Here is an 11,472-nt window from a genome sequence, read left to right as displayed (position 1 = left end):
CCTGCCGGTAATCGGCGCGAGGCTCGCGGCGCTTGTGAACGCGCATCGGGGGTTCAGCCTGCCGTCGTTCATCAAGGTGCCAGGTTTCGCGTGGGGCAACGAGAGTATCGCGGTGTCGCGGTTCGACACCGCGAAGCAGATGTACGACGCGAAGTTCACGCTGGTGGCCGGGGCTGGCAACACGTTCATGCTGCGCGATCCGAACGGCAACGCGATCCTGTCGGGCCGGGTCGGCGAGACGGTGCAAACCGATACCGCCGATGGCCCGATCGCGCTGCACGTCGACCGGCTGGCCGGCGCGCCCGGTTCGCGCTTCACGCTCGCCCGTGCGTCGACGCTCGGCACGGTCGACAGGCTGCAGAACACGGTGCTCGTGCAGGAGACCGCGCCGCAATCCGGCGTGATCCGCGTGAGCCTCGAAGGCGGCGATCCCGCGTTGGTCGCGGCGGTGGTCAACAACATGGCGCAGCAGTTCGTCCGCCAGGACATTGCGAGCCAGTCCACCGAAACGCAGCACACCCTTGCGTTCCTCGAGCAGCAGCTGCCCGCTTTGCGCAAGGAGGTCGACGACGCGGAGCTGCGCTACAGCAAGTTTCGCGACGAGCACGGCACCGTCGACATCGCCGAGGAGAACCGGCTGATGCTGCAACAGGCCGCCGACAACAAGGCGCGCCTGTTCGATCTGCAGCAGCAGCGCGTCGAGCTGTTGCAGCGCTTCACCGCGAACTATCCGTCGGTCGCCGCGCTCGACGCCCAGATCGCCGCGCTGCAAAACGCTCAGGTCACGATGAAGCGCAGCGTGAGCGCCGCGCCCGACACCGAGCAGACCGCGCTGCGGCTCAAACGAGATCTGCAGGTCAAGACCGAGCAGTACAACAATCTGATGAACAACGTGCAGCAACTGCGCGTGACCCAGGCTGGCCAGGTGGGCGGCGTGCGGGTAGTCGACTTCGCCGAACCGCCGGACGACCCGGTGCGGCCGAGGCGGATGCTGGCGATCCTGATCTCGCTCGGCGGTGGCTTGGGGCTCGGCGTCGTGCTGGTGTTGCTCAAGCGCGCGCTGTGCGGCGGCGTCGAGCGGCCGGACGATCTCGAAGCAATCCTGGGCGTGCCGGTGTTCGCGGCGGTGCCGCGCAGCCAGACCCAGCTGCGTCTGCAGCAAAGCGTCGAGCATCGCCGGCGCGGGCAGCACGTGCTCGCGCACCAGGCGCCCGGCGATCTCGCGGTGGAGGGCGTGCGCAACCTGCGCACTTCGCTGCAGCTGTCGCTCGATCAGGCGACCAACAATGTCGTGATGATCACCGGCTCACGGCCGGACGCGGGCAAGTCTTTCTTGTCGGTGAATCTGTCGGCACTGGTCGCGTCGGCGAGTAAACGGGTGCTGATCATCGACGGCGATATGCGCCGCGGGGACGTGCATTCGCACTTCGGCATTTCCCATCAGCCGGGTTTGTCAGACGTTTTGAACGGCGGCGACCCGTACATGATGATCCAGCGCGACGTGCTGCCCGGTCTGGACGTGCTTGCCAAGGGTTCGCTGCCGACTCATCCGGCCGAACTGCTGATGAGCAAACGCTTCGAAATGTTGCTTGACGAACTGAAGCCGCAGTACGACCTGGTTATTGTCGATACACCGCCGGTGCTGGCGGTGACCGACTCGACGCTGATCGGCAGATATGCGGGCACCACGCTGCTGGTGGTGCGCCATGGCCGCCAGCCGCTGCATGAGATCGTCGAGACGGCGAAACGGTTGCGCAATGGCGGCGTCGCAATGCGCGGCGTGCTGCTGACCGATGTGCCGCAGGAAGCCGCGTTTCTCGGTTCGGGATATCAGGGCGGCTACTACGGCTACGGCAGCATTGCTGGTTGAACGCGCGCTTTCCGGCACGGCGCCGGACCGCGCGACGGCGGCTATTTGCGCATCGAGGTCAGACGAAGCCAGGGGTTCGGACAGGCATCGCGAAACGACAGGCATCGCGAAACATTAATTGGGAGAAGGTTCCATGACACGCAAGGTTGCGCTGATCACCGGTATTACTGGACAGGACGGCTCATACCTGGCCGAGTTGCTGCTCGGCAAGGGTTACATCGTACACGGCATCAAACGCAGGGTGTCCCTGTTCAATACGGATCGGATCGATCATCTCTACCGCGATCCGCACGAACCGGAGCAACGACTCTTTCTGCACCATGCCGATCTGACGGACTCGACCAGCCTGCTGCGCGTGATCCAGCGCGTCGAGCCGGACGAAATCTATAACCTCGCGGCGCAGAGCCATGTCGCGGTGTCGTTCGAGGAGCCGGAATACACGGCTAACGCGGACGGTCTCGGCACGTTGCGTTTGCTCGAAGCGATCAGAATCCTGGAGATGCAGGAGAAAACGCGCTTTTACCAGGCGTCCACGTCGGAACTGTACGGGCTCGTGCAGCAGGTGCCGCAAAGCGAGACCACGCCGTTCTATCCGCGCAGCCCGTACGCGGTCGCCAAGCTGTTCGCTTACTGGACCACGGTCAACTATCGCGAGGCCTACGGGTTCTTCGCGTGCAACGGGATCCTGTTCAATCACGAATCGCCGGTGCGCGGTGAGACGTTCGTGACGCGCAAGATCACGCGCGCGATCGCGCGCATCGCGGTGGGTACGCAGAAGATGCTGTATCTGGGCAATCTGTCCGCGTTGCGCGACTGGGGCCACGCCCGCGACTACGTCGAAATGCAATGGATGATGCTGCAACAGGATCAGCCGGAGGATTTCGTGATAGCGACCGGCGTGCAATACAGCGTGCGTCAGTTCGTTCAGGACGCGGCCGCTGAGCTCGGCATCACCGTGCGCTTCGAAGGCACCGGCGTGGATGAGGTCGGCATTGTCGAAAAGGTCGAAGGGCGCGAGATCAGGGTGTCGCCCGGCGATGTGATCGTACGGGTCGATCCGCGCTATTTCCGTCCGGCGGAAGTGGAAACGCTGCTCGGCGATCCGTCGAAGGCGCACGCGCGGCTCGGCTGGAAGCCGACTACGACGTTCCCGCAACTGGTCAAGGAAATGGTGCGCTCGGACTACCAGATCGCACGCCGCGATGCGCTCGTCACGCTGGCCGGTTTCACTGCGTTGGAGCATCACGAGTAACAGTGACGCGTCGGCTCGCTGCGATTTGCGACTTACTGCGATGGGTTTGCGGTACACGCTTTTGTGGTGAGCTAACGTGATGTGCGTCGCTTTGCGCGTCGCTTTTCACGTCACCTCGCGCCCGTAGCCACCGGCTTGCCGCCGATGGCTACGGGCGCATGTTTTTTGTGGTCGGGCCGCTGCCGTCAAGTCGGGTAACGCGAAGCGAGCCGGGCGTTCGACGCGTGCATCAACGGCACACTTGCAGCGGACGGTCGGTCGCCTCTTCGTGCGATCCGACGTCGCTTTCTTCGACTTCTCGATACGACTGACGGCGCTATGCCGGTGCGTCGCGCGTCGTGCGGGATGCGCGCGTGGCGATTGTGCCCGCAAATCTCACATCTCGTTTTTCGCATCTCGTCGCTCCTGTCTCGCGCTTGGCTACAGCGAGATCTCGCGACCAGGCGCTAGCGCGGCAGGGGAGTCGTGCAGTCACCGTGAGCGGCGATGCAGCGTCCACGTGTTGCGTGGCGCGAGGGCTTTGCGCGTCGCTTTCCGCTCGCGGCCGAAGCTCAGTGATGTGTGCTCACGTAGCGCATCGGGGGCAACGGCGCGGCAACGGCTTCAGTAACGGCTCCGGCTGGCGGCTCGATCCGCAGTTCTGATTCGCGCATCGCGCGGGTCGCCAGTCGCCGAGCCGCATTGCTGCTCGAGTCGATCTGCAGCGCGATGCCGGCGTCGCGCGACGTACAAGCCAGGTGCCCGATATAGCCGCAGCTGCGCGCGAGGTTCAGTAGCGCATCGCGCTGCTGTTCGAGCGTATGTACCGTGGCGCGGAGGCGCCGTGCTTCGCGGTTGTCGGGCTGCGCGGCGATGGCCGCGGCGAGGTGCGCTTTCGCTGCCGATAAATTATTCGCTTTCATACTGGCACGCGCCTCTCTCAGATACGTCGCGGCATCGGCGCGCCGTTTGTCTTCCGCACTAATCGATTGCGAGGCAGTGGCGCGCGTGGCGTCCGGCGTCGTCAGGCCGGCGCGGCGCGGCGCGGACGGCGCTGCGGCTGGCGGTGTGACAACTGCGGGCCGGACGGATGCGAGGTTTTGGGCAACGATGACAGGCTGCTGCTGCTGCTGCTGCGCGGTGGCGCGCGGCGGAGCCTCGATGTGCAATTTTTCTCCCGCGCTGGTTGGCTGAACGGCAGCGACGCGCGCGGGAGCGGGGGGTGCGGGCACGACCTGCCGCTGAACGAGCGGTGCTGCAGGCAGCGGCGTGACCGGGGCAGACTGGCCGGATGCGAGCTTGTTCGCGATGACGCCGGTTTGCTGCTGCGCGGTAACGCTTGAGCGGGTCTCGACGTGCGATTTTTCTTCCGGCCGGGTTGAGCGGGCGGCAGTGACGCGGGTGGAATCAGCCGGTGCCGGCACGGCCTGGCGCTGCACGGGCGACGATGCGACCAGTGGTGTGGCGGGGGCAGGACTGACCGATGCCAAGGTCTGCGCGACGACGCCGTTCGGCTGCTGCGCGGTAACGCTTGGCTGGGTTTCAACGTGCGATTTCTCTTCCGGTCTGGTTGAGCGGGTGGCCGCAACGCGCGCCGGATCAGACGGCACGACCTGACGCTGCACGAGCGGTGCCGCAACTGGTGGCGTGACCGGCGCAGGCTGGCCCGATGCGAGGTTCTGCGCGACGACGGTGCTCCGCTGCTGCGCGGTAACGCCTGGCCGGCCCTCGACGTGCAATTTATCTTCCGCGCTGGTTCGCTGAGCGGCAGCGACGCGCGCGGAATCACGCGGTGCCGGCATCGCCTGGCGCTGCGCGGGCGCTAATGCGGCCGCTGGCGTGACCGGCGCCGGCGAGACCGATGCGAGGTTGCGCGCGACGACGGCAGTCTGCTGCTGCGCGGTAACGCTTGGCCGGGCCTCGACGTGCGAGTTTTCTTCCGGGCTGGTTCGTTGAGCCGCAGCGGCGTGCGCGGAATCAGGCGGTGCCGGCACGGCCTGGCGCTGCGCGGGTGGCAATGCGGGCAGTTGTGTGACTTGGGCAGGCGGGACCGATGCGACGCTCTGCGCGACGCGGGCTGGCTGCTGCTGCGCGGTCACACCGGGCCGGGCGTCGACGTGCGATTTTTCTTCCGCGCTAGTCGGGCGAGCCACAGCGACGCGCGTGGAATCAGGCGCTGCCGGCACGGCCTGGCGCCGCGCAGGCGGTGATGCGGGCGGTGATGCGGCCGGCTGAGTAACGTTTGGGACCGGCGAGGACCGCACCGAAGCGACGCGTTGCTCGGCGACCGCGCGCTGCTGTTGCGAGTGTTGCTGCTGTCCCTGCGCGCTGCCTTCCTGCCGCGGCGGTTCCCGCTGCGCCCCGATTGCTCCCGCAGCGGCAGAGGCAATGGACGGCTCGCCACGCTGCGCCGACACGTCGTGAGTAGCCTCCGCTGTCGCGCCTGCGCTCGAATCGTCGTCATGGACCGCGACCAGATACACCGCGGAGCTCACCGCCAGCACCGACGTGGCCAGCACGATGCGGCCGCGTGAGCGCCGTTTGGTTTTCGCGACAAACTCGGTCTCGTCGATCGAATCGTACGGATAGACCAGCGTCTCCGGCGACGCATGCCAGATTCCGCGAGCTGGCCGTCGGGCGCGCGCCTGCTGCGGCGAAGCCTGCCGCGTCACATACAAACCCGGCACCTGGCCGGCATGCGCGGCCGACCCTTCCAGCCCGAGCGAATGACATACAGGACAAGGCGAGAAGCGGCCGACGACAGGCGCACCGCAGTTCTCGCAGCGGCGCGGCTCAGGCTGATTGGCAGTGGGATCGATAGACATGGCCGGTCGCTTTCGGGCGTTCTACGACGACGCCTCGGTCAAAAGAACACGTAAAGGCAACGAGACTCGCCAGCCCGAACTACTGGACGACGTAGCCGCGCGCCTGCATGCATGCGCCGTAGGCGGCCCAATAGCGCGTCATCGGCGGCTCTGGCGCGGGCAGCGGCGGCAGTTTGACGTCCGATGCAGCGCTGGCCTGCAACGATGCGCCCGCTGCATCCGACGCGCCGAGCGCCGAGCTCGCACCGGCGGCCGTCGTGCTCGCGGCCGCCGACGCACCGGTTGCGGTGGCTGTGCCGCGCGCACCGTCGGCAGCCGTCACCGCGCCGCTCGCCGGTCTCGCCGACGAAGCTCCATTGGGCGCCGCCGCGAGTGCCGCGAGCGCTTCGCTTGCGCTGTCCGGCATGCTGGCGGAATACGGTAGCGGCGTCGCAGAGAAGGTACTGGGCGGTAGCGGCGGCTTCGCCGGCGCGCCCGTCGACGAGCCTTTTGCCGCGGGCGCCGGGCGCGGCGGGATCTGGGGCTCGCGAACGATGTCGACCTTGCTGACGCGATTCGCTTCCGCGTAGCACAGCGCCGTGTCGACGCCGCGTTGATAGGGGCTCTGACTGCGAACCGGATAAGTGAGCGGTTGCCACGCGAACGCGGCACTGCTCGCTACCAGCAGCGTCAGTACGGAATATTTTTTAAATGCCATCGCAGTCACTCCCGCAGCGATGTTTCGCCGTTTGTTAGTGTTGTCCGTGTGAACTTTCGATGTATGTCTGTTTGTCCACATGCCGTGCGCCCGGTTCCAGCTTCGTGTTCGGTCCTTCGTCGAGCTGGCGCACTTCGCGGTGCGTCGCGCTCGACGTAGCTGTCCGGCAGTGCGCGGCCGGGCAGACCATCGAAAGCTGCTCTAACGAGCGTAACACCGGCGACTGGCGACGCACCGCGCCGGATGACGGGCGAAAACGCCATCGTGCTGTCCATTGAGGACAGCGCGGTCAGAGCGGCCCGAGGACGCGGGACAGTCACACGGCGCGATGGCCGAACGATTCGCGCGAATCATCGGTCGGGTGAACCGCTTCCTACCGGAAGACTTCCGCGCCGATCGCCGCGGTTCAGCCATATCGCGCATCGAGCCACGCGATTGCCCATTCCTTCGCGAACAAAACGGCGTCCTCGCGCGCGTGGAACGCAGCAAGGTCGCCACTCATGCACAGATTTGATTGTCCGCCGCCTGCGAGGCGGCAACTGATGCTCGCGTGGGCCATATATTCGCCATCGGCCCGCCGAGGCGTGGGGTCGATGCGAAAGCTCGTCGAATTGAACCTCATGACAACTCCTGGCTGAGCGCTCCTGCGCTCGTTGCCTGGCGACTCATGCGGCCAGGTTCCCGTTTTTGCGCAGGCATGCCGCGCAGCCTGCCGTGCGATCGGGTGGATGGTTTTTCCTAGGTCCGGTCCCAGATTGCGTGCTCAGGTCCGCCGCCGTCGATCAAAAGTTCTGCGTAGACGGCGGATGCCCGTCGTGCATCGCCCGCGCTCGGAAACGGCCGAATTCCCGGCACATGGAAAACACGGCAACGAGGGTTCGCCGTGTCCGGCTCGCAGATGCGTACCGATGCGTCGAAGCCTTCGTCGTAGTTGTGGCCGAGGCCCGCCTGCGTGGCCTGGTGCGGATATACGAGCAGACGAATTTCGAGGCCCCGGTAAAGACGCGATGTGGTTGTCATTGTGAACTCCTGTGGCTGCGGCATGCAGCTGTATTGATACGTTCACGTCCATTCGATATGCGGACGTGCCTACGTGACGGCTTCCCCGCAAAAGGGGCGCGCATATCGCCAGAGAGGGTGCCCCAAACTGACAGCAGGGACAAATGCAGCGGGCAGGCGGATCGCAGCAGCGCAGGCGTCGTTCCATGCTACGCGCTCTGATGCCGATGTACAGCCGAACCCATCGGCTACCGGGCTGATATCCGGTCGCGATAGGCCGGTCACGACGGGACCCGTGAACGCGCGTGCGTCTGGCGCGTCGTCGCCGACGACTGCAACCGGGCGCATATCGGATCGCGCGGACTTATACCTGGATACCGGGCGCGTTATGTCAGATGAGCAATTGCCTGGTCACCTGGCGGCAAGCCAACAATTCGCCCCGTTCGCGTGCGAACGCCAAAGAAGATTCAAGGAGGAAGAGGACAACGAATACCGCGCCGACGGCGGCTGATTGATAAGCGACGTCGAGCTTCTTGAGCGTCGGCAGCGAACATGCGCACTACGCGGCAGGCGGCACGCGGTCAAGGCATTTCCGGTCATCGTCTTGGGGGGTTTTCGCCATTGACGTCGACCGGCTTTGCATGGCGCTGGATCGTACGGCTCGGGCCTGTTGAGGCGGCCGGAGAGCGCGTTGGCGGGCGATCCGCCGCGCGATTGCAGCTATAACGATGTGCAGATAAATGAGGGGCCTTCGCGATTCGCGTGTATAGTGAAGCACCCTTTGACGAGGATGAGCATGCCCGCAATTCCGCTTTTTCTCTACAAGGGGTTTGAACTTCATCCCCTCGTTTTCGAGCGCACGTTCAGCCGCTTCGACAGGCATTCGCGCTACGCCGAAGGCTACGACGTTGCAGTGCGGATCTGCCGTCCAGACACGGCGGGTGTTGTCGGCGCATCGCGCGTTTTCAGGCTTGAGCGACAGCACGCGTTTTCCGATTTCGGCATCGCCCGACGCGCTGCTTGCCAGCAAGGCGAGGACATCGTCGACGGAAAAGTGGACGGTGCGTCGGTCGCTGACATGTGACCGGTGTCCGTGCAAGCGCATCGAATAATGCGCGATTGCGACTGTCGAGAATTTTCCTCATTCCAATCCAAGGAACGATCTGACTACTGTTATCCCCAAACCCGATGAGCCCGTCGAAGTTGCGCTCCGGCGTTTTCGCCGCTCTATTCAGAACATCGGCCTGATCGCCGAATTGCGCGCACGGACGGCCTATGAGAAGCCGACTACGGAGCGCAAGCGAAAGAAGGCCGCCGCGGTGGCTCGATTGCGCAAACAGATCCGGCGCTCGCTTCCTCCGAGGAAGTCGTACTAAACGGCGCTTTTGATCGCACGACGCAGGCATGCGGTCCGTTGCGATCAATCGCGTGTCAGGCCTGATCGACATCATCGAAACTTCGGCTCGGCGATAGTGCGTACTATTCGCCCGCGTTGTCGCGCGCGGCCACGCTGTCCGCGCCGCGCCGATGCAACGTAGAAGCTACGGAGATTGGCAGCGCCGGTAATCGGCCAGTTCGCCAATTGCTCGCATTCGCGGCGGAGCGCTATTCCCGCGCCCGCGAAGCTTGAAGAAGTGCGATTGCCGTTCATCGATTGCTGTTCGTCAATAGTCCGTTCCCGTAGCGGTATTCGTTGCACTCCCCCTGCTGGATATTTCTCTGCGCTCCGTTCGGAGCGATATTCCGTTACTTTTTTGCTTCGAGGATTCACATGGATAGCGGTACCGTCAAATGGTTCGACGACTCAAAAGGCTTTGGCTTCATCACCCCCGATAAGGGCGGCGATGATCTTTTTGCGCACTTCTCGGAAGTTCGCGGCGACGGTTTCAAGACGCTCGCCGAAGGCCAGAAAGTCAACTTCGAAACGAAGCGCGGCGCTAAAGGCCTGCAAGCCGCAAACATTTCACCGCTTTGACGATGGTATCGCGGGGCGATGACGCGGCCCCGGTCCGTTTGCTCGTAGAGCTTGCGTCCCACACGGTCGCGTTGGCCAATCGCATCGGCCTGGTGCGATCCGCGTTGCGCGGGCGCAAGCGTCCTCGCTCCTGCTACGGCAACCACCACGTTCTTTGCAGAACGGTGCAGCGCGGTCGACGGCGGCACGCAAGCCGGTTTCCAATGGTGAATTCGGCGCTCGTGGCCGCGCCTGACGAAAGTTGAACTGCAAGCGGCAATCGCGGCGGAACTTATGCAGATGTACGACTGTTTTCTGCGCCGCGTCGATGGCTTAGGGTTTTCCCTAGAAGCCGCGAACCTCAAACGCGAAGACCCGATACCGCGAAAAACGGCAGCGTTGATCGGGTTGCGCGCTCGACCGGGCGAGTCAGCGACATTCGCCCGTAAGTGGTTGTCCAAGCACAAGTTTTCGTACCGCCATTGCGGCAACAAGCGCAGTGGGGGAGTCCGAACTTGAAGCGAACAGCGCGCAACGTCGGCGCGAATTTCGATAGTTGCGTCGCCATCCGTCACTTCTTGAATTTGTCACCACCCATCCATATAATTAGCACTCGCTGCACGAGAGTGCTAACAACATCGCCGGCTGGCCAGCCAGCCGGATTTTCTCAGCGTTCTTAGTCTCAATCAGAGAGGAGTATGTATGAACCTTCGTCCTTTGCATGATCGCGTGATCGTCAAGCGTCTGGATCAGGAAACCAAGACCGCGTCGGGCATCGTCATCCCGGAAGCCGCGGCAGAAAAGCCGGATCAGGGTGAAATCCTCGCAGTCGGCCCGGGCAAGCGTGACGACAAGGGTGCGGCCATTGCGCTCGACGTGAAGGTGGGCGACCGCGTCCTGTTCGGCAAATACGCAGGCCAGACCGTCAAGGTCGACGGCAACGAACTGCTCGTAATGCGCGAAGAAGACATCATGGCCGTGGTGCAAAAGTAAGCGCAACTCCGCTACTTCCCCGGTTATCTCTCAAGAATTCAAGGAGTTAGAAGATGGCAGCTAAAGACGTCGTATTCGGTGATTCCGCCCGTGCCAAGATGGTCGAAGGCGTGAACATTCTCGCGAACGCTGTGAAAGTCACGCTGGGTCCGAAGGGCCGCAACGTTGTCCTGGAACGCAGCTTCGGCGGCCCGACGGTCACGAAGGATGGTGTTTCGGTCGCGAAAGAGATCGAACTGAAAGACAAGCTCCAGAACATGGGCGCGCAAATGGTCAAGGAAGTGGCTTCCAAGACCAGCGACAACGCAGGTGACGGCACCACGACCGCAACGGTCCTGGCCCAGTCCATCGTTCGCGAAGGCATGAAGTACGTCGCATCGGGCATGAACCCGATGGACCTGAAGCGCGGTATCGACAAGGCTGTGACTGCAGCTATCGAAGAACTGCGCAAGATCAGCAAGCCGTGCACGACCAACAAGGAAATCGCTCAAGTCGGCGCGATCTCGGCGAACAGCGACTCGTCGATCGGCGACCGTATCGCTGAAGCAATGGACAAGGTCGGCAAGGAAGGCGTCATCACCGTTGAAGACGGCAAGTCGCTTCAAGACGAGCTGGACGTGGTTGAAGGCATGCAGTTCGACCGCGGCTACTTGTCGCCGTACTTCATCAACAATCCGGACAAGCAAGTTGCTGTGCTCGACAACCCGTTCGTGCTGCTGCACGACAAGAAGGTGTCGAACATTCGTGACCTCCTCCCGGTTCTGGAACAAGTCGCCAAGGCTGGCCGTCCGCTGCTGATCATCGCAGAAGACGTCGAAGGCGAAGCGCTGGCTACGCTGGTTGTGAACAACATCCGCGGCATTCTGAAGACGGTTGCTGTCAAGGCTCCGGGCTTCGGCGATC

Annotated in this window: 11 protein-coding genes; 7 read left to right on the top strand and 4 right to left on the bottom strand. The window is 63.7% G+C overall.

The annotated features are described in order from the left end of the window. On the top strand, positions 1–1,870 hold a 1,870-nt coding region (locus VGH68_RS04670; RefSeq protein ID WP_331602337.1), incomplete at its 5' end, for a polysaccharide biosynthesis tyrosine autokinase. A 133-nt stretch (positions 1,871–2,003) separates the two neighbouring features. Further along, positions 2,004–3,122, top strand: coding sequence for a GDP-mannose 4,6-dehydratase (gene gmd / locus VGH68_RS04665; RefSeq protein ID WP_331602336.1), 1,119 nt, complete (start codon positions 2,004–2,006; stop codon positions 3,120–3,122). A 551-nt stretch (positions 3,123–3,673) separates the two neighbouring features. Here the strand turns inward: gmd and VGH68_RS04660 are convergent. From VGH68_RS04660 to VGH68_RS04645, 4 genes are all read right to left on the bottom strand, one after another. After that, positions 3,674–5,926 carry a hypothetical protein gene (locus tag VGH68_RS04660; protein ID WP_331602335.1) on the bottom strand — a complete coding sequence of 751 codons (2,253 nt, stop codon included), beginning with the start codon at positions 5,924–5,926 and terminating at the stop codon, positions 3,674–3,676. 79 nt (positions 5,927–6,005) lie between these two features. Then, positions 6,006–6,623, bottom strand: a complete 618-nt coding sequence (locus VGH68_RS04655; protein ID WP_331602334.1) for a hypothetical protein — start codon at positions 6,621–6,623, stop codon at positions 6,006–6,008. A 406-nt stretch (positions 6,624–7,029) separates the two neighbouring features. After that, complete coding sequence (locus VGH68_RS04650) at positions 7,030–7,245, bottom strand: hypothetical protein (RefSeq protein WP_331602333.1); 216 nt, start codon at positions 7,243–7,245, stop codon at positions 7,030–7,032. Positions 7,246–7,361: 116 nt separating this feature from the next. Next, entirely contained in the window at positions 7,362–7,643 is a 282-nt protein-coding gene (locus VGH68_RS04645; protein ID WP_331602332.1) for a hypothetical protein, read from the bottom strand. 775 nt (positions 7,644–8,418) lie between these two features. Here VGH68_RS04645 and VGH68_RS04640 point away from each other — a divergent pair. The 5 genes from VGH68_RS04640 to groEL all read left to right on the top strand — a co-directional run. Then, the gene (locus VGH68_RS04640) at positions 8,419–8,706 is read left to right on the top strand and encodes a hypothetical protein (RefSeq protein WP_331602331.1); all 288 of its coding nucleotides are present in this window, start codon (positions 8,419–8,421) and stop codon (positions 8,704–8,706) included. A 79-nt stretch (positions 8,707–8,785) separates the two neighbouring features. Then, positions 8,786–8,998, top strand: coding sequence for a 30S ribosomal protein S21 (gene rpsU, locus VGH68_RS04635; RefSeq protein ID WP_331602338.1), 213 nt, complete (start codon positions 8,786–8,788; stop codon positions 8,996–8,998). A 395-nt stretch (positions 8,999–9,393) separates the two neighbouring features. Beyond that, positions 9,394–9,597, top strand: a complete 204-nt coding sequence (locus tag VGH68_RS04630) for a cold-shock protein (protein WP_331602330.1) — start codon at positions 9,394–9,396, stop codon at positions 9,595–9,597. Between the two features lie 681 nt (positions 9,598–10,278). Beyond that, the gene (groES, locus tag VGH68_RS04625; protein ID WP_008923887.1) at positions 10,279–10,569 is read left to right on the top strand and encodes a co-chaperone GroES; all 291 of its coding nucleotides are present in this window, start codon (positions 10,279–10,281) and stop codon (positions 10,567–10,569) included. A 53-nt stretch (positions 10,570–10,622) separates the two neighbouring features. After that, positions 10,623–11,472, top strand: an 850-nt coding sequence (gene groEL / locus VGH68_RS04620; protein ID WP_331602327.1) for a chaperonin GroEL, incomplete at its 3' end; no start/stop codon positions are given.

The sequence above is a fragment of the Paraburkholderia sp. genome (assembly GCF_036488505.1).
In the GTDB taxonomy this organism is placed as follows: Bacteria; Pseudomonadota; Gammaproteobacteria; order Burkholderiales; family Burkholderiaceae; genus Paraburkholderia.
This window is presented reverse-complemented; position numbering and strand designations above follow the sequence as displayed.